Consider the following 17,329-nt stretch of genomic DNA (forward strand, 5'->3'; position numbering starts at 1 on the left):
AAGCAACGAGCTTGTTACTTTTAGGCAATCGAGCATTTGCAAACTGTCCAATTTATGTCAAGTATTTTGTCATCGATGTCATTAAAGGGCGACAAATATCCAGACTTGTGTGTTTACGTGTGACACGCTTGCATCACATGGAGAGACGCGGCGAAATATGCCGTCACGATTACCGGGGTACTTAGACTTTATGGCAACCATTTACGATGTGGCCGCTTTGGCCGGCGTTTCGGCAAAGACCGTTTCGCGCGTGCTGAACGACGACAGTGCCGTAAAAGCCGGCACTCGTGAAAAGGTGCTCGACGCCATGAGTCGGCTCGATTACCGTCCCAATACTCAGGCCCGGCAGCTACGGCTGGGCGCGCGCACCTCTGTGGGCTTTCTGCTCGAAGACCCGACCAGCGGCTACCAGGGCCGCTTTCATCACGCCATGCTGACCGCATGCATGGAATCGGGAAAATATCTCGCTGTCGAACTTTATGAAGCGGGCATGCCTGACTGGCAGGCCTATCTCGACCGCTTCATTACCGATGCCGAGATCAAGGACATGGTCCTTCTGCCCACCCTGTGCGATTTCGGCCCGCTCAAGTCCTTTCTAAAATCCCGTGGCATCCACTGCGTGTTGATCTCGCCGTCTACGCCAGACAGCCATTATCCGTCGGTCGCCATGGATGACCGGCTGGCCGCGCGCGACGTCGTCGAATATCTGTTCCAACTTGGCCACCGCAAAATCGCCCATATCGGTGGCCACCCGGACCATGCGGCCTCGATCCTGCGTCGCAATGGTTTTTACGAAGCTTTCGACGCAGCCGGCTTGCCGCGTCCACCGGCCCATTATGTCGAGCATGGCAATTTCCTGTTTAAATCCGGCTTTGAAGCGGCGGAGCGGCTGCTTGGTCTCAAGGATCGGCCGACCGCCATCTTCGCCTGCAATGACGAAATGGCCGCCGCCGCCTGCTCGGTGGCGCACAAGATGCAGTTGCGCCTACCTGAGGACATCGCCATCGTCGGATTCGACGACGCGCCGATCTCGTCCTCTGTCTGGCCGACCCTGACGACGGTACGTCAGCCCTATCTGGAAATGGCCCGCCGCAGCATCCAGATTTTCAACACCGAATCTGATACGCTGATCGCCAGCGACCGGCAGATTCGACATATCATTGCGCACGAAATCATCGAGCGCGAGACCACATTAGCCCCGGCATTGGATAAACCTCAGCGTCAGGCGCGGGGTAAAGCTTAACACTACACAGGAAACGCTCATGAATCGCAGAGACCTCCTTTCCTCCGCCCTGGCCCTTGGCGGCGCCAGCCTGTTGCCCGGCGCCGCGAGCGCCAAGGCGAAGCCCGCCGGCAAATTCGTCGAAGGCACCTTCCCGGACGGTTTCATCTGGGGCGCAGCTACGGCGGCCTATCAGGTCGAAGGCGCCTATCGCGAAGATGGCAAGGGCGAATCCATCTGGGACCGCTTCGTTCTGGCGCCGGGAAAGATTCTCAACGGCGATACGGGTAATGTCGCCTGCGACAGCTATCACCGCTATGCCGAAGATGTGGCCCTGCTGAAGGCCATGAATCTCAAATCCTATCGGTTTTCAACTGCCTGGACGCGCATACAGGCGGACGGCACCGGCCCTGCTAATCCGAAGGGAATCGACTATTATTCACGCCTGACGGATGCGTTGCTGGAAGCCGGTATCCGCCCGCTGCCAACCCTGTATCATTGGGATCTGCCGCAGGACCTGGAAGACCGGGGCGGATGGCCCAACCGCGATACAGCCAAGCGCTTCGCCGACTATGCCGACATCATGGCACGCGCCCTGGGTGACCGGATTAGAGATTGGTCGCTGTTCAACGAATCCAAGGCCTTTACCCAAATCGGCTACTGGCAGGGCGCTTGGGCGCCGGGGCGCAAGGACCCTCAGGCCTTTTTCAAGGCGACCCACACGGTCAACCTGGCTCATGGCATGGGGTTCAAGGCCATGAAAGCCGTCAATCCGAAGCTGCAGATCGGGTCGGTCTTCGATGTATCGCCTCAGATCGCCTCCACCGATTCGGATGCCGACAAAGCTGCCGCCGTTTTCATGGACAAGCTGTCGAACCTGTGGTTCGTCCAGTCCGTTCTCACCGGCGCCTATCCGCAGGGCGTACTGCCAGCGGATCGCCAGAACGAGATCCTGGGGGTCCTGCCGGGCGACGACGTCCTGATGCGGGCGGACCTCGACTTTATAGGCATCAACTATTATTCGCGCACGCGCGTCTGGGATGCGCAAAAACCCTCCGGCGTGCCGGGGCTGTTACTGCCCGATACCGAATGGGCCTTCGGTGACCACGACAAGACCGATTTCGGCTGGGACATCTATCCGCAAGGCTTCTACGACATCCTGAAGCGCATGCAGGCCGTTACGGGCAACCGCCCGATCGAAATCACCGAAAATGGCGCGGCCTACAATATCGGTCCGGACGCTGGCGGCGCCATTCACGACACCAAGCGCATTGCCTACTACAAAGGTCATCTCGACGCCTTGTCACTTGCCATTCACGACGGGGTTCCGGTGCGTGGATACCACGCCTGGAGTTTGATGGACAATTTCGAGTGGGCGGCCGGATATTCGCAGCGCTTCGGCCTGACCTATGTCGATTTCGCCAATGGTCAAAAGCGGACGATCAAGGACTCAGGCCACTGGTACGGCCAGGTCGCCAAGACGAATCGCACCGCATAAAAAGCCAAGAACCAGATGGGTTGTCATCGATTTCAAAAAGAAAATGACATCGATGACAAAATGCTTGACATTGGTCGGACAAATTGCGAAATATTTTAAGTCATTTGTCCTGCCGCGTCGGGAAAACGCGTTGTGGGATATCCGTCGCATGGCCTTGGTCATGTACTGAAAGGCACCAGATCTGTTCTTTCGCACAGGCTTGGTCCATTCTTCCACCAACTGGCTGTTTCGGCTCAACCCCGGAGCACGTTCTTACGCCCGTGAAGTCTCAGACTTTACGGGCTTTTTTTTGTTGTTGTGCACCGAAGTTTGCGCCTCTATGGGGTCGTGTAAATGGAAAACCGCCATGAAATTTTTAGCCCTCGCCATTACCTTGATCTGCTTTGCCCTGCCGTCCCTGGGCGAGGCGAGAGAACGCTGGATAGTGCAGCAGGCAAATAGCTGGTATGCTCAGCAGGGCTGGCGCGTTGGCAGCAACTATATTCCCGCCAGTGCCATCAATCAAATTGAGATGTGGCAGGTGGAGACGTTCGACGCGAAGCAGATCGACTGGGAGTTGGGACTGGCCGAGCAGACAGGCATGACGACGATGCGTGTCTTTTTACACGACATGCTGTGGACCGCCGATCCCGTTGGGTACAAGGCCCGCATCGATACCTTTCTGAAGATTGCCGACACGCACCATATCAAGGTGCTGTTCGTTCTGTTCGATTCCTGCTGGGATCCCAATCCCCATCTTGGGCCGCAAAGGGCACCTGTTCCGGGATTGCATAATTCAGGTTGGGTCCAGAGTCCCGGACAGCTGGGGCTGGAAAACACCTTGGGCTACCCGAAACTGCAAGCCTATGTCACGGGTGTGATCGGAGCCTATCGCAGTGACCCGCGGGTCCTTGGCTGGGACGTTTGGAACGAGCCGCATGAGGGTGAGACGGACGCCATTCACCAGACCGCAAAGGGGCAACACCTCGCCGCGCTCTTACCGCAGGTCTTCGCGTGGGCGCGCGCGGCGGAGCCGACCCAACCCCTGACCAGTGGTGTTTACGACGGTGGTGATTGGTCGCCCAAGGGGTTGGCAACGCTCGGTGCAATCCAGCGGATCCAGATCGAACAATCGGATGTCATAAGCTTTCACAATTACGGCTGGCCGGAGGATTTTGAGCGCCGCATCGTTGAACTGGAAGGGTATGGGCGGCCGATACTGTGCACAGAATATATGGCGCGCGGTGCGGGATCGACCATTGATGGCGATCTGCCGATCGCCAAAGCGCATAAGGTCTCGATGTACAACTGGGGCTTTGTCGATGGTAAGACCCAAACGCGGCTGCCTTGGGACTCGGCCATACATCCCTATACGGACCGGGAGCCGGTCGTCTGGTTCCATGACCTGTTCCACAAGGACGGCACGCCGTATCGCCAGCACGAAATCGATATCATTCGCCAATTGACAATTGGCAATTAGGTTTACGCCTAGCCCTGAGTCAGCAACGTAAAGCCACCGAAGATCAAGCGCTTGCCGTCGAACACTGTTTCGGATGGGTCGTGCTGCATGCGTGGATCGGCCATTACTTTTTCATTGCCGGCGTCGCGAGCGGCTTTCGAAGGCCAGATGACCCAAGAAAAGACGACCACTTCACCTGGCTCAGCCTTCACGGCCATGGGAAATGAGGTCACCTTGCCTTCAGGCACATCGTCGCCCCAGGTTTCGATAATTTCCAGAGCGCCGTGATCTTTCCAAATCTCGGCAGCCATCTTGGCCATTTTCAGGTATGCGTCCTTTTTGTCCTTGTGGACCGGGATAACGAAGCCGTCGATATAGGTTTCTGGGGACAGGGATGCCATCGGGTCGCTCCTTTGCTTGAAAAACGACGTTATTTTGATCCGGTATTGCGTCAGAAACCGTCATGATCGGTGCTGTGATCGAACACAATGCCGTGGCGGTGAGGTGTCAAACCAGCCGACCTTTGACGTTAGATAAGCCCGCTGAACTCGTCTATGACCTTGCGATAGCTATCACGCTTGAAGTGAACGACGCGGTCGATAACGTGCTCTATATCGCACCATTCCCAGCGCGAAAATTCTTGCTCATGATGGGCTTCAAGGTCGATTTCGCTTTCGTCGCCGGCGAAGCGATAGGCGAACCATATCTGCTTCTGGCCCTTGAAATTGCGGCCGATTTTCTTGTTGGCCAACACATCCGGTGGAAAGTCATAAACAATCCAGTCCTTGGTTCGGCCCATGGGTGTCACCGTTTTGATGCCGGTTTCTTCGTACAATTCCCGTAATGCCGCCGCTTCCAGATCTTCGCCTTCGTCCACCCCGCCTTGTGGAAACTGCCAGGCGTGGTCACCGCTCACGCCGTAGCGATGGCCGATCCATACGCGCCCGTCGCTATTGAAAACGACAATACCCACGTTCGGACGATATCCGTCTGGACCTGTTTCAGTCTTGGTCATTGGTGCGCGACCGCAGACGCCGGGGCTAGCTGAATGCCCTTTGCGTCCAACCCTTGCGTCCACTTTTGCGCCACTGCCAGGGTTACCGGATAGGCAAAGCCGGTGCCAAGTGCCTGACCGCGGCTCTTGGCCGTCGATTCCAGGCCGGCCAGTTGGGCATAGATGGCGGTCGAATTGATTTGGCTGTCGATGATACGATCGGCCGATGCCCTGGCCCAGGCGCCATTGAGCCCCTTTGCTTGGCCATCGTCGACGAAAGTGATCCCGCGTGATTTCAGATTATCCATGAAGGTGCCTACCCCAGACCTGTCCTTGAAAAAGGCGCTGCCCTGATAATTGGATACAGCGAAGTAACCGGTGGCGCGTGTCAAGACCCAGTTCAGGTGGCTGATCAGATCGTCGGTCTTGGCATTGGCCATGAGTGTCTGCGGACCGGGATCGTTGTCCGGATAGTTGACCGGCTGCATCGGGACTTCGATTATCACCTCGTGACCGGCGGCGCGCGCCAAGTCGATCCAGCTTTGCAGATTGCTGACATAGGGCACGAAGGATAGGGTGACCTGAGGCGGCAGGCTGGTGATGGCCTCCTTGGTCGTGGTTGGATTGAGGCCTAGGCCCCCAACAACGAGGGCGACCATTGGGCGGCCGTCGCTCTTAAACGGCCGGGCGTAAGCCGATGCCGGCGTCTGGCCGTTTGACGCGATCATCGGCAGGGGACCGCCGTCCGTTTTCTGGAATAGGCCAGCAATGGGTGCCGGCGTCAGCGGTGAGGTGGTGAACTTGGGTGTGCCGGCTGCCGGCTGACCTGGATCGCCAGGCATCGTAATGACCGCCGTACCCTGGATCGGTGGCGCATTGGGGTCGTTGAGGTTGAAGCCATCGCTTGGCGCATCCTGGAACATGCCGAGGCTGTCGAGCGTAAAGGCCTGCATGCCCGACTGGTTCTCGTTGGGCGCGGCATGCGAATTTGCGGTGGGCGGATTGAGCTTGTCCAGCTTGACGCGGGCGCTGGGGGACGCGGCGTTCGGATCGCCGGATAGGTTCAGGAAGGTCGCCAGGACGACGGCAAATACGCCGAGTGCCGACACCGGCGCGACGTAAGGCTTGCGGAAGATGTCCAGCGTCTTGTCCAGCCAGACGCGCGGCTCCAGCTTGACGCCCGACCGTTGACGGGGCGCGGGGGCGTCGGCCGATGGCGATGTCTTGGGCTTGGCGAACATGAGCCGTTAATTCCGAATGCTACCTCGCGGAGTTTGCCGGAACAGGGTTAATAAAGACTAACGAATGCTTATCATTTTATCGCCCATGCGTGGGGTAGGGGGCGCTGTGCACCGTCCTTAGTTGAAGAGCTGCAAAAGCGCCTTTGGCGCTGCGTTGGCGATCGCCAGACTCTGTTGAATGAGTTTCTGGTGAACCTGTTCGGCTTGCCAATGCGCGGATTCGGCCGTCAAATCGGAATCTACCAATTGGCCGTGAGCGGCTTCCAGGGCGTCCGCCTGTTTCAGGTTTGCCGCCGCGATACGGTCGACCCGGTTTTGTTGAGAGCCAATTGACGCTGTGTCGCTGCTGACCGAGGCCTGTGCGGCTTCTACGGCCGTCAATACGTCGCTTGCGGCCAAGCTGTCGAGGGAGTCCAGGCCAAGGTCGCTCGACGTCATTGGCTTATGTGTCAGCGACACGGTGTCGCCTGACGTATAGGCAGTGATGTTCGTTGTGTCTTCCGGCTGGTAGTTGATCCCTGGAATATGAAAGCCGCTTGTGCCACCCGCGCCGCCTGGCCCATTGGTAGTTATGGCGTAGGTCATGGACCGATTGCCTTGACCGCTTTCATAGTCGTGCACTATGGGCGTGTTGTCATTCAGGGCCGTGCCGGAACTATAGCTGTAGGCATAGGCGGTGCCATCCCCCCAGTTTATGTTCACATTGGCAGACGTGACATTATGGAGTTCAAGATAAAACGTCATTTTGCCGGCGCCGCTGCCGACATCATAATTTGCGTAGGACGTGCCGTTGGTAATAATGCCCGCATAGGGGCGCCCCCAGGATTTGCCGGCGGCCCCACTGGATTCCAGGAGGTTTATTCCGCCAAAGCGACTGTTCTTTGCGGTTTGGTCCAGTTGGTGGTTGAGCGCGTTGAGATCGTTACGGACAGACTGCTGCGCGTCGGCAGACAGAGATGTATCATTGAGCATCAGCGCGCGCTCATGCATCTGGTTTAACAGGTCGCCGATGTTTTCAGCCGAGCTTTCGGCGACATCAAGAATGGACTGGGCGCGTGATAAATTGTTCTGCACAGTCATTCTCAAAGCCTGATCGCTTTTTAACCGCGTTGCTATCGCGAAGGTCGCGCCATCGTCACGGGCGGTCTGAACCTTAAGGCCGGACGTTATGCGGTCGCGTGTGGTGTCCATCTTCCGGTTAAGCGCAGATAACCCTTGCAGCGCGGAATCGGAGCCGGAATTTGTTGCAACAGACAGCATGGGTGCGCGCGAGCCTGAGTGAGTGTATCTCCCAAAAACGCGGAGCAAAAAACCGGTATCATTATAAAGAGTTTATAAGTGTATTAGGCTTAATTGAAGGTAAACAGATCGTTTACAACAGTCAGGACCTGAGCAGTCTCAAATCTGACTGTAGTTGGCCTTTACCTTTGCGCCCGTTCGCGATTGGAATGAGCGAGTTTGTCCGCCCAGATCGTCATGACAAGGCACGCGCATAGGCCGGCCAGAACCGCGGTGGCGAGCGCGCGCCATCCCCAGTGATCGACGACAAAGGCCAGAATAGGGGGGCCGATCAGCGAGCCTCCGGCGCCGAACTGCGTCAATACGCCGTTGGCGGCGGCAACGGCCGGCGGTTGGCCATCCCGACCGGTCATACGGGGCAGGCGGGCAAAGACGATGCTGGAGGGTATGCCAGATATGGCGAACAGGATAAAAATCGCGCCTATTGTAGCCAAAGGCGCTCCCCCGCCAAAGACCAGCCCGCTTAAGCCCGCCGGGACCAAAAGACCGAGCGTCATCGCCACCCACCGCCCTAGAACCGCTTCTCGCTGCACCACCACTGCGGCGACAGCGGCCCCGACCAAGGTGGTTGCAGACGCAATCCCAGTCGCCGTCGCGGCCAGGGTGGGTGTAAGGCCGATCCGTTCGTTCAGATAGACGGGCAGTAGCGCGAGCAGGCCGACGAAAACGAGTGTGTAGAAACCGAAGCCAATGCTAAGAAGCCAGGCAGGTCGTCCCGCTACTACGAAGCAGCCGGGCGTCCTGACCTCGGGTAATGTGGTTCGCAGGCATCCCGCCATGACCATAGCGGCAATGAGGCCCCACGCCAGCAGGATATTCGACCAGCCGGTGATCAGGAGGCCCGCTCCGCTCAGGCCCATACCGATGGCAAATCCGACAGGTACGAAGGTACTCCATAGGGTCAAGGCGGCCGCTTGGTCCTTTGGGCGTGCTATGGTCGCGATCAGGCTGGGGGCGGCGATCACGATGGCCAGATAGCCGGCGCTTTCGATAATGCGACAGGCGAACAGGGGCAGAGCGGTTGCCGATAATCCCTCGGCGAGACCGGCAACGGTCAGCAGACTCAGGCCACCGATGAGGGCGCGCCGGCTTCCCCAGCGCCCGATAAGCAGTCCCGCGACGAGCCCGAGCGATGCGCCGCCGGTTTCGATCAGCGAGACCAGCCAGCCGGTGCCGACCAGGCTCAGGGATAAGTCTGTACGGATGACGGAGGAGAGGGCAGCGAACTTGCCCAGTTGCGCGGCGGCCAGAACCCCGACCAGCCATAATAGACCGATATGCCGCCAGACGGTGGGCGTTGTAGATGAAGGGTACGATGAAGCAGGCATGGGCGCTGGATAGGCGGCGCCCGTCTGCGGTTCAACGCATAAATTATGCGTTCAGAGTGGTAACCAGGCGTGCCGGCGTGCCGTCAGATAAGAGAAGGCGTTCCCAGATCAGGCGACTGGACACAATGGGCACGATCGGGTCGCTGTTAGGGCCGGTATTGACTTCGAGCCGCGCCACCGCGCCGTCGTGCCAGCCAATATCGCCAAGCATGGCTTCGGCGGCCAGGATTTCTGGTGTGGCATAAACGATCAGGGGCTTGCCAATCAATTCGCCTGGCTCCGCCCGCCACTTCGCCTGACGCGACGGCGAAACGGCCAAAAGGTTGTGCGTCCGGTCACAGATCAGATGCTGGCTGAGATTCGACGATTCGACCAGACGTTTCAGGATGGCGTCTTGTGCTGGCTCAGGCGCGCCCAGAAGGGCGCGCGCCTTGTCCCATTGGTCGTCCGGCAAGACGAGCGCTCCGCTTTCCCACCGCGAAACCGTCGTTTGCGTAACGCCCATAAGCTCAGCCAGATGACTTTGCTTGAGCCCTTTGAGCAAACGCAGTTTTCGCAAAGGAGACGCGAGAGGCATGGCGTGTCCGTAGAGACGCCGCCTACTTCTTCGATGAAGACGAGGCGGCGGAGCTGGAGGATGAGGCGCTGGACGATGTGCTGGCGGAAGACGACGACGATGACGACGCCGCAGCCTTACCGGTCGTGGCGCCGGCCTTGGTCTGAGCGAACTTGCTGCCGGGTTTGTCGACAAGGTCAGAATCGGCCAACTTGGCGCCGCGCGGGTGCGCCGCCGCCAGTTTGACATCACCATTGTATTTCAGCACGTCAAGCGCGCGCGTCAGTTCGAAGTCGCCGGTCTTGGTGTCGAAATCGTCCGGCGGGACTTCCTGGACGGCGTGGGCCGAGCGGCGAACCTTGCCTTCGTCGGCGTCGAGCGCATTGGCGTAGGCGGCTTCGGTATATTGCATGGCCGAGGTCGCGATATATTTCGCCTGTTCCTTGGATTGCGCCACTTCCAGATCCGGCTCGATACCGGTTTTCTGGATGGAGCGGCCTGACGGCGTGTAGTAGCGCGCCGTGGTCAGCTTGACCGCGCGGTTCTGGCCCAGATCGATAACGCTCTGGACTGAGCCCTTGCCGAAGCTGGTCAGACCAACCGTGACGGCGCGGTGCTGATCCTGGAGCGCGCCGGCGACGATTTCCGCCGCCGAAGCCGTGCCCGGATTAGTCAGCACAACGATGGGCATGCCATGCGTCATGTCGCCCTTCTTGGCCTGGTAACGGATGATGTCGTTGGGATTGCGGCCACGCTGACTGACAATCTCGCCACCGTCGAGGAACAGATCGGCGACGCCGACCGATTGTTCCAGCAGACCGCCGGGATTGTTGCGCAGGTCGAGTACGAGGCCCTTCATGTTCGGGTTCTTGGCCATCAGGTCGGCCAAAGCCGTCTTGGTATCGTTGGCGGTGGTTTCCGAGAAGGAGGCGATGCGCAGGTAGCCGAAATCGCCTTCCATGCGTGTCTTGACCGACTTCACGACGATCACTTCGCGCGTCAGGGTTAGGTCGAACGGCTCGGACTTGCCCGTGCGGACGATGGTGACCGTCAACTTGGTGTTGGGCTCGCCCTTCATCTTGGCGACCGCGTCATTGAGCGGCAGGCCCAGGATGGAGGTACCATCGATGGCGGTGATGTAGTCGCCCGACTGGATGCCGGCGCGCATGGCGGGCGTGTCGTCCATCGGCGTCACAACCTTAACCGCGCCGTCTTCGCCGGACACTTCCAGGCCGATACCGCCGTAGGAGCCGCGCGTCTTTTCCTTCAGGTCGTTGTAGTCGTCATCCGACAGATAGTTTGAGTGCGGATCGAGCGATGCCAGCATACCCTGGAGCGCGGAATTGATCAGCTTCTTCGAATCGACGGGAACCACATAGTCCTGTTGCACAATGGCCAGGACATTCCCGAACAATTCCAATTGCTTGTAAGTTTCCGAACGAGGCGAAAACACCGGCTGGCTGGCATAGGCGACCGCGCCCATGCCCAGAGCGACAGCGGCGATGCCGGCAAGATACATATTCTTCATTAAGGCCTCGAACGAAAAGCGACTTAGTTACATATAACGGTGTGAGTGTGGCGTAAACGGGGCGTGTAATTAATTCGCCGATAGTTGCAAAGGTGTGGTCGGATTGATCGGATCTTCGCCGCGCCGCAACTCCATGTAGAGCGTTGTCTTCTTATCCGACAGGTTGGGCATGCGCCCGAGAGGCTCGTGCCGGCCGACTGTTTTGCCGACATCGACATAGATGCGGCCTATGCCCGTAATAACGACGCGATAGTTGTGGCCGATGTTCAGAATAACCACCTGACCATAGGATTCCAGCGGTCCGGCGAATTCGACCTCGCCTTCGGCCGGGGCGGTGACCTGGCTGCCGGGAAGGACGGCGTAGGAAATGCCGCGGCTGGCGGGGCCAGTGCCGTCTACCTGACCGAAGGCGCGCACCACCTCACCCACCGCCGGCGCCTGAAGGCGGGCGGTGTCCGAGGCGGACAGGCCGAGCAGGCCTTTCAGAGGGGTGTCGCCGCGTAAGCGCGCCTCGCGCGCCTTGAGCTCGGCGGCGCGGGCGTCCATCTGGTCTGCCTGACCGAGAAGCTGGTCTTCCAAGGCCATCTTTTGCTCGATCAGACGTTCGATCTCGCTGCGTTGTTCGGAAATGTCGTTTTCGGAAATGAACAGGGCTTCGTTCTGCAGGGCGGCCTGACGCCGCAGATTGACCAGCCGGCTATTCTGCTGAACCAGGACCTGGGTGCGTTTCTGCAGTTCCGGCGTGATGGCGCGCATGATGATGGCGGCCATAACGGCGTCATTGGCCTTGCGCGGGGTCACGAATAGGGCCGGGGGCGGATTGCGCGAATAGATTTGCAGCGCACTGAGCAGGCGCGCCTGCTTGGCGCGTTCGGCGCTCAGGCGGCGGGTAATGTCGGTTTCCTGCTGGTTGAGCGTTTCCAGCTTGGCGCGGTAGATGGCCGATCTCTGTTCGCCCGTGCCCTGTTTTTTGGAGATGTCGATGATCTGCTGACGCAGGGCCTCGACTTCCTGGGCGATCTGGCGGGCTGTACGGCGCTGGTTGTCGCCCTTGCGTTCCTCGGCCCGGCGTTGCGCCGACAGATTGTCCAGCGCTGCCTGGTCGGCGGCACTGAGGTCTTTCAGCCGTTGTTGCGCATCCGATTGCACCGCTCCGGCAAGGGCGAAGACGGCAAGTCCGGTCAAAAGCAGTTGGCGTGATGAGGACAACATGCGATTCAAATAGATTGCTTCGTTTTAAATCCTCAAGCCTAATCTCATTATGACGGCCTCCATCATTCCGATATCGCCAGATTGTGGGGCTTTTAATCGCGATGATAGGGCAGGCCGGCCAGGATGGTCGTGGCCCGGTACATCTGTTCAGCCAGCATGACGCGGACCAGGGCGTGCGGCCAGGTCTGGGGGCCGAAGGCCAGTGAAAACGCAGATTGCTTGAGCAAGGCGGGGTCGAGTCCGTCGGCACCGCCGATCAAAAAGGTCACGCGACGTTCGCCCCGATCCTTGTAGGTGTTGAGGCGGGTGGCGATCTGGCGCGATGTCAGTTGCTCACCGTGCTCGTCGCAGGTGATCAGAATGCCGCCTTCGCCGAGCGCGGCCTTTATGGCGTCCATCTCCTGCGTCTTCAGCAGGGCGGACGTGGCGGCCTTTGCGCCCTTTTTGGCTTCGACTTCCAGCAGGTCTACCGGTGAAATGCCTAAACCGCGCCCGGTCAGACCGGCGCGGTTCAGATAGTCCTTAGTGAGTGTGTTTTCGATCGTCGCGCCCAGTTTGCCGACGGCGCAGAGCGTCAGGCGCATTCAGGCAGGCTCTAGACCGGAACGGTATGGCCCGTGCCGTCAGGCGACAGCGACCAGATCTTCTCGATATTATAGAAGCTGCGGACTTCCGGACGGAAGATATGCACCACGACATCGCCGACATCGATCAAAACCCAGTCGCAAGCCGGCAGGCCTTCGATCTTGGCCTTGCCGTGCCCGGCTTCCTTGAGCGCGCGCACGACGTGATCGGCCAGAGCGCCGACGTGACGGTGCGACCGGCCAGAGGCGATGATGAGGGTGTCGGCAACAGACGATTTGCCGCGCAGGTCGATACAGACAATATCTTGCGCCTTGTCATCGTCGAGCTTGTTGACGATGAGCGTTTCGAGCGGCAGCAGCGTGTCGGAATTGAATTCTTCGTGGGCGTCGGTGGACGCGGGAGCCTCAAACTGAGGGGTTTCGGGCGCGGTGTGCGCAGGTTGACGAGACAGGGCTTGGGTTCCTTTATGATCCACGATGAATGACGCATAGCACAAAAAGCGCTTAAGGTCATCCTTTGATGGGGAGGTAACGGGAATTTTTACGGACGGCGCTTTTGGGCGCGCAGGGCCGTGGACGAATGGGCGTGTAGCGGACCCTTGATGTAGGTCCAGGCCGGCGCTTCACGGTACGCCAGTTGATGGGCGGCGCGTTCATCGATGCGGAAACGGGAAAACCGTAGAGCCGCGGGTGAAAAGCGTGCCTTCATCAGGGCGCCCGGGCGGGACACAATGGCCATGGGCATCATATGCATCAACTGAACCCAGCCGCGCCATTTGTGGAAGCTGGCCAGACTGTCACCGCCCATGAGCCAAACGAATTTGACGCCGGGATATCGTCCTTTGAGCGCACGCAGCGTATCGAGCGTATAGGTGGCGTGAATGCGCGTTTCGAAATCCGAAATCACATCGTCCGGGCCGACAAAGGGGCGCAGGCCCGCCATTCGTTCGGCTAGGGGGGCTGTGTCGTTGCGCGACTTTAGTGGGTTTTGCGGCGACACCAGCCAGATGATCTTGTCCAGCCCCAGCTGTTGCCGGGCAGTTTCGGCCACGTGACGATGCCCTTCATGGGCCGGGTTGAACGACCCGCCGAACAATCCGACCGTCATCCCGGGTTCGAGATGAAAGCCGGAGCGCAGCCCCCCTGCGGGGACGGCCGGCGTCATGGGCGCTAAACCGGCGAACCACATCCCGCGTCAGTTATCCCAGGGGCTGTAGGGCGCGTCGGCCTGAGGCGCGTTAGTAGGCTTTTTCTCGCCCTGAATGGTGGCCAGGGCGGCAAACAGCATGTCGCGCACGCCTTCGCCGGTGACGCCGGAAATCATGTGCGGTGTCTGCCCGCTGACCTTCTTGATCTTGGCAGCCAGCTTTTTGCGCGCATCGGCGTCGAGCGAATCGACCTTGTTTATCGCCACAAGTTCGGTCTTGTCGCCGAGGATGTGATCGTAGGCATTCAATTCCTTGCGGATGATCTTGTACGCCTTGACCGGGTCTTCGCCCGTTCCATCGACCAGGTGGATCAGCACTTTCGTGCGTTCGACGTGGCCAAGGAACTTGGTACCAAGGCCAGCGCCTTCCGACGCGCCCTCGATCAGGCCGGGAATATCGGCCAGGACGAAACGTTCCTCAGGCCCCAGATCTATGACGCCCAGATTCGGCACGAGGGTCGTAAACGGATAGTCGGCGATTTTCGGCTTGGCCGATGACGAAGCCGCCAGGAAGGTAGACTTCCCGGCATTGGGCAGGCCGACCAGACCCGCATCGGCGATAAGCTTCAGGCGCAGCCAGATCCAGCGTTCTTCGCCGTCCTGACCGGGCAGGGCGAAGGTAGGGGCCTGGTTAACCGGCCCTTTGAAACGCGTATTGCCCCAACCGCCATTGCCGCCCTGGGCCAGAAGATAGCGTTTACCGACTTCATCCAGATCGACAATCAGGGTCTCGTGGTCTTCTTCCAGCACCTCGGTGCCGACGGGAACACGCAGGACGATATCCTCGGAATTGGCGCCGTGCATCTGACGGCCCTTGCCATGCTCGCCGGTCCGCGCCTTAAAGTGCTGCTGGTAGCGATAGTCGATCAAGGTGTTGAGGCCTTCGGTGGCTTCGATCCACACGTCGCCGCCCTTACCGCCGTCGCCGCCGTCGGGGCCGCCATTGGGAATGAACTTTTCACGGCGGAAGGAGACGGCGCCTGCGCCGCCGTTGCCGGACCGGATAAAGATTTTGCACTGATCGAGGAATTTCATCGCGTTTCTTTGAATGAAAACGCGCGCAAGATCAATGATCTTGCGCGCGGAATAAGGCTTTGCGAGGGAGTGTGCTACAGAATCCGGATCATATGCAGCGCCAGATGCTCGCCATCGCGGGCCAGCGAGGTCTCCAGGGTCTTGCGACCGGTGTACAGGAAATCGGCCGTAATCAAGGCACGCGCCGAGGCTTCGTTGTCGGCAAAGTGGGCGGCGTGAATGATGCGATGCAGGCGGCGCTTCTTGACCCAGCGCAACAGACCGTCCGTCGCTTCGATCGCATAGCCCTGACCCTGATGGGCGGGCGCGATGAACACGCTGAGGTTTGGGCCGAAAGAATGGATGTCGCCGGCTGTTCCGCACGTCGAACGGGTCAGGCTGATGATGCCGATCAGTTGTTCATCTTCCAGGCGTATGGCCCAGTGGCTGAAGGGCGTGGACGACATCCGCGCCAGCAGGCTTTCGGCCTCGGTGCGGCTCAACGGGTGCGGGATCGCATGGGTCATCCGCGCTGAATTTTTATCGGCGAAGACGGCCATGAAGGCATCGATATCGCCAGGACGCACTGACGGCACGCTCTGGGACTGGTTTTGGGAAGAGGTCTGGGGCGCACTCAGGGGCGTGAGGCTGAGACGCGTCGTCTCGACACTCAGGTTCTGGGGGTTGGGGGTGGCGTGCTTGGCGTGTCCGGGTTCCGGCCGGACGTGTTCGTTCCGCATGATCATCTCTCTCACTCCAGGCTTTCGCCGCGTTGTAAGCGCAGGCTGAGGCCTATTTAGGGTCGAACTGTGTCAGTTCCACCATCTTGCTTGCAGAGCGGGATCACGATCGGTTGTTTCTATAATCGGCGAGACCCGGAATCGGTGGGGCTTAGAAGCTCAGTCGAGGTTAGAAACAATGGTCGAAAACGAAAACGGGAGCCCGGTAAAATCCGGACTCCCGCTCTAAACTCGGTCCGGATCGGCTTAAAAGGTCAAGCACGATCCGAAAATGTCGAGGTCGTACTTATTCGGCAGCGGCGGCTGTCGGGATGATCGACACGTAACAGCGGTCATCGCGCTTCGTGGTGAACTTCACATTGCCTGTCGCCGTGGCGAAGAGGGTGTGGTCGCGGCCGAGGCCGACATTGTCACCGGGGAAAAACTTGGTGCCGCGTTGACGGACCAGGATGTTGCCGGCGAGGACGGATTCACCGCCGAAACGTTTTACGCCGAGACGCTTGGATTGTGAGTCGCGGCCGTTGCGGGACGAACCACCGGATTTTTTGTGTGCCATGGGAGGTGCTCCTTAGGTTCGGAAATTATGCTTCGTCGGAGGTCGCTTCAGCGGCCTTCTTCTTTGCCGGGGCCTTCTTCTTCGGAGCGGACGCGGCCTCTTCAGCTACGGCCGGAACCGAAACGACTTCCGGGGTTTCGATGGCGGCTGCCAGGTTGCGCGGCGCCAGGTTACGGGCACGTGCGTCCATTTCAGCCTTAGTGGTCAGCGAAACGGTGCCTTCCCACTTTGCCGACTTGCCGGCGCCGAGGATCGAGGTGACGCGCAGAACCGATTGGATCTGACGGTGACCACGGGTCCGGCGATAGCCCTGACGACGGGTTTTCTTGAAGATGCGGACCTTTTCACCCTTGCGGGTTTCGATCAGGGTCGCTTCGACCGCGCCGCCTTCGACCAGCGGAGCGCCGACCACTGCGCCGGCGTCATCGCCGATCATCAGTACGTCGTTGAAGGTGATCGCCGCACCGGCTTCGCCTTCGAGCTTTTCGACAACCAGCAGATCGCCAGCCGAAACACGGTATTGCTTACCGCCTGTTTTGATGACCGCGTACATGGCCAGAACCTTATGCAGTGGCGCAAGGCTTCGACAAAGATTGTCAGCTTGCGCAGGAAAATGGAAAAACGCCCCAGGAACCACAGGGCTCCGGGCGAGAGGCGGCGACTTATACAAGGATATCTCGGTGAGTCAACGGGTTTTTACCCCATTGCCAGCTTAATTGACTATGCTCTGAAAACATCGCCTGTCATCGCGCCGGATCAACTGATTAATACACGCTTCGTGCGTGCCCGGCCACAGGTCAAGGGCGCAGAATCGGGAATTTGTAGCCATCAGCGCCGACTTCCGCTTGATTTCAGGCCGCAAAGGCATACTTAAGCCCCATATCCATTTCTATTATAAAGTAACAGACCCGA

General features: G+C 59.2%; 18 protein-coding genes. 3 read left to right on the forward strand and 15 right to left on the reverse strand.

The features are described 5' to 3' along the window. The first annotated feature begins 190 nt into the window (after window positions 1–190). From RCJ00_RS12240 to RCJ00_RS12250, 3 genes are all read left to right on the forward strand, one after another. Window positions 191–1,243, forward strand: a complete 1,053-nt coding sequence (locus tag RCJ00_RS12240; protein ID WP_316222227.1) for a LacI family DNA-binding transcriptional regulator — start codon at window positions 191–193, stop codon at window positions 1,241–1,243. Window positions 1,244–1,262: 19 nt separating this feature from the next. Further along, complete coding sequence (locus tag RCJ00_RS12245; RefSeq protein ID WP_316222229.1) at window positions 1,263–2,720, forward strand: GH1 family beta-glucosidase; 1,458 nt, start codon at window positions 1,263–1,265, stop codon at window positions 2,718–2,720. Window positions 2,721–3,066: 346 nt separating this feature from the next. Further along, window positions 3,067–4,179 (forward strand): glycoside hydrolase 5 family protein, encoded by a 1,113-nt coding sequence (locus tag RCJ00_RS12250; RefSeq protein WP_316222231.1) that lies wholly within the window; start codon window positions 3,067–3,069, stop codon window positions 4,177–4,179. Between the two features lie 8 nt (window positions 4,180–4,187). Here RCJ00_RS12250 and RCJ00_RS12255 read toward each other — a convergent pair whose 3' ends face one another. The 15 genes from RCJ00_RS12255 to rplU form a co-directional block, all read right to left on the reverse strand. After that, the gene (locus RCJ00_RS12255; protein WP_316222233.1) at window positions 4,188–4,559 is read right to left on the reverse strand and encodes a DUF1428 domain-containing protein; all 372 of its coding nucleotides are present in this window, start codon (window positions 4,557–4,559) and stop codon (window positions 4,188–4,190) included. 128 nt (window positions 4,560–4,687) lie between these two features. Continuing rightward, window positions 4,688–5,173, reverse strand: a complete 486-nt coding sequence (locus RCJ00_RS12260; protein WP_316222234.1) for an RNA pyrophosphohydrolase — start codon at window positions 5,171–5,173, stop codon at window positions 4,688–4,690. Next, window positions 5,170–6,393 (reverse strand): divergent polysaccharide deacetylase family protein, encoded by a 1,224-nt coding sequence (locus RCJ00_RS12265; RefSeq protein WP_316222235.1) that lies wholly within the window; start codon window positions 6,391–6,393, stop codon window positions 5,170–5,172. The genes RCJ00_RS12260 and RCJ00_RS12265 overlap by 4 nt, the downstream gene beginning before the upstream one ends. A 117-nt stretch (window positions 6,394–6,510) precedes the next feature. Continuing rightward, window positions 6,511–7,653: a flagellin gene (locus RCJ00_RS12270; RefSeq protein ID WP_316222236.1), complete on the reverse strand. Its 1,143-nt coding sequence runs from the start codon at window positions 7,651–7,653 to the stop codon at window positions 6,511–6,513. Between the two features lie 161 nt (window positions 7,654–7,814). Then, window positions 7,815–9,020 carry an MFS transporter gene (locus tag RCJ00_RS12275; RefSeq protein ID WP_316222237.1) on the reverse strand — a complete coding sequence of 402 codons (1,206 nt, stop codon included), beginning with the start codon at window positions 9,018–9,020 and terminating at the stop codon, window positions 7,815–7,817. A gap of 43 nt (window positions 9,021–9,063) precedes the next feature. Beyond that, window positions 9,064–9,597, reverse strand: a complete 534-nt coding sequence (locus RCJ00_RS12280; protein WP_316222238.1) for a helix-turn-helix domain-containing protein — start codon at window positions 9,595–9,597, stop codon at window positions 9,064–9,066. A gap of 22 nt (window positions 9,598–9,619) precedes the next feature. After that, entirely contained in the window at window positions 9,620–11,104 is a 1,485-nt protein-coding gene (locus RCJ00_RS12285) for a S41 family peptidase (RefSeq protein ID WP_316222239.1), read from the reverse strand. Window positions 11,105–11,173: 69 nt separating this feature from the next. Then, entirely contained in the window at window positions 11,174–12,316 is a 1,143-nt protein-coding gene (locus RCJ00_RS12290) for a murein hydrolase activator EnvC family protein (protein WP_316222240.1), read from the reverse strand. A 92-nt stretch (window positions 12,317–12,408) separates the two neighbouring features. Continuing rightward, entirely contained in the window at window positions 12,409–12,900 is a 492-nt protein-coding gene (gene rlmH, locus RCJ00_RS12295; protein WP_316222241.1) for a 23S rRNA (pseudouridine(1915)-N(3))-methyltransferase RlmH, read from the reverse strand. An 11-nt stretch (window positions 12,901–12,911) separates the two neighbouring features. Further along, complete coding sequence (gene rsfS, locus RCJ00_RS12300; RefSeq protein WP_316222243.1) at window positions 12,912–13,376, reverse strand: ribosome silencing factor; 465 nt, start codon at window positions 13,374–13,376, stop codon at window positions 12,912–12,914. 65 nt (window positions 13,377–13,441) lie between these two features. Further along, a complete protein-coding gene (locus RCJ00_RS12305) occupies window positions 13,442–14,065 on the reverse strand; it encodes a nicotinate-nucleotide adenylyltransferase (RefSeq protein WP_411267542.1) in 624 nt (207 codons plus the stop codon). 30 nt (window positions 14,066–14,095) lie between these two features. Further along, a complete protein-coding gene (obgE, locus tag RCJ00_RS12310; protein WP_316222245.1) occupies window positions 14,096–15,142 on the reverse strand; it encodes a GTPase ObgE in 1,047 nt (348 codons plus the stop codon). A gap of 74 nt (window positions 15,143–15,216) precedes the next feature. Then, window positions 15,217–15,861, reverse strand: coding sequence for a GNAT family N-acetyltransferase (locus RCJ00_RS12315; RefSeq protein ID WP_316222246.1), 645 nt, complete (start codon window positions 15,859–15,861; stop codon window positions 15,217–15,219). 286 nt (window positions 15,862–16,147) lie between these two features. Then, window positions 16,148–16,417, reverse strand: coding sequence for a 50S ribosomal protein L27 (gene rpmA / locus RCJ00_RS12320; protein ID WP_316222247.1), 270 nt, complete (start codon window positions 16,415–16,417; stop codon window positions 16,148–16,150). Between the two features lie 25 nt (window positions 16,418–16,442). Continuing rightward, complete coding sequence (gene rplU, locus RCJ00_RS12325) at window positions 16,443–16,970, reverse strand: 50S ribosomal protein L21 (RefSeq protein WP_316222248.1); 528 nt, start codon at window positions 16,968–16,970, stop codon at window positions 16,443–16,445. Window positions 16,971–17,329: the final 359 nt, after the last annotated feature.

Source organism: Asticcacaulis aquihabitans, from assembly GCF_032490435.1.
In the GTDB taxonomy this organism is placed as follows: Bacteria; Pseudomonadota; Alphaproteobacteria; order Caulobacterales; family Caulobacteraceae; genus Asticcacaulis.

Bases quoted from the DNA above. Each gene is read 5' to 3' on its own strand.
- RCJ00_RS12265 (WP_316222235.1), bottom strand. From the start codon at position 6,393: ATGTTCGCCAAGCCCAAGACATCGCCATCGGCCGACGCCCCCGCGCCC.
- RCJ00_RS12255 (WP_316222233.1), bottom strand. From the start codon at position 4,559: ATGGCATCCCTGTCCCCAGAAACCTATATCGACGGCTTCGTTATCCCG.
- rlmH (WP_316222241.1), bottom strand. From the start codon at position 12,900: ATGCGCCTGACGCTCTGCGCCGTCGGCAAACTGGGCGCGACGATCGAA.
- RCJ00_RS12285 (WP_316222239.1), bottom strand. From the start codon at position 11,104: ATGAAGAATATGTATCTTGCCGGCATCGCCGCTGTCGCTCTGGGCATG.
- RCJ00_RS12260 (WP_316222234.1), bottom strand. From the start codon at position 5,173: ATGACCAAGACTGAAACAGGTCCAGACGGATATCGTCCGAACGTGGGT.
- RCJ00_RS12245 (WP_316222229.1), top strand. From the start codon at position 1,263: ATGAATCGCAGAGACCTCCTTTCCTCCGCCCTGGCCCTTGGCGGCGCC.
- RCJ00_RS12315 (WP_316222246.1), bottom strand. From the start codon at position 15,861: ATGCGGAACGAACACGTCCGGCCGGAACCCGGACACGCCAAGCACGCC.
- RCJ00_RS12305 (WP_411267542.1), bottom strand. From the start codon at position 14,065: ATGACGCCGGCCGTCCCCGCAGGGGGGCTGCGCTCCGGCTTTCATCTC.
- RCJ00_RS12275 (WP_316222237.1), bottom strand. From the start codon at position 9,020: ATGCCTGCTTCATCGTACCCTTCATCTACAACGCCCACCGTCTGGCGG.
- RCJ00_RS12240 (WP_316222227.1), top strand. From the start codon at position 191: ATGGCAACCATTTACGATGTGGCCGCTTTGGCCGGCGTTTCGGCAAAG.
- RCJ00_RS12290 (WP_316222240.1), bottom strand. From the start codon at position 12,316: ATGTTGTCCTCATCACGCCAACTGCTTTTGACCGGACTTGCCGTCTTC.
- rplU (WP_316222248.1), bottom strand. From the start codon at position 16,970: ATGTACGCGGTCATCAAAACAGGCGGTAAGCAATACCGTGTTTCGGCT.
- RCJ00_RS12250 (WP_316222231.1), top strand. From the start codon at position 3,067: ATGAAATTTTTAGCCCTCGCCATTACCTTGATCTGCTTTGCCCTGCCG.
- rpmA (WP_316222247.1), bottom strand. From the start codon at position 16,417: ATGGCACACAAAAAATCCGGTGGTTCGTCCCGCAACGGCCGCGACTCA.
- obgE (WP_316222245.1), bottom strand. From the start codon at position 15,142: ATGAAATTCCTCGATCAGTGCAAAATCTTTATCCGGTCCGGCAACGGC.
- RCJ00_RS12270 (WP_316222236.1), bottom strand. From the start codon at position 7,653: ATGCTGTCTGTTGCAACAAATTCCGGCTCCGATTCCGCGCTGCAAGGG.
- RCJ00_RS12280 (WP_316222238.1), bottom strand. From the start codon at position 9,597: ATGCCTCTCGCGTCTCCTTTGCGAAAACTGCGTTTGCTCAAAGGGCTC.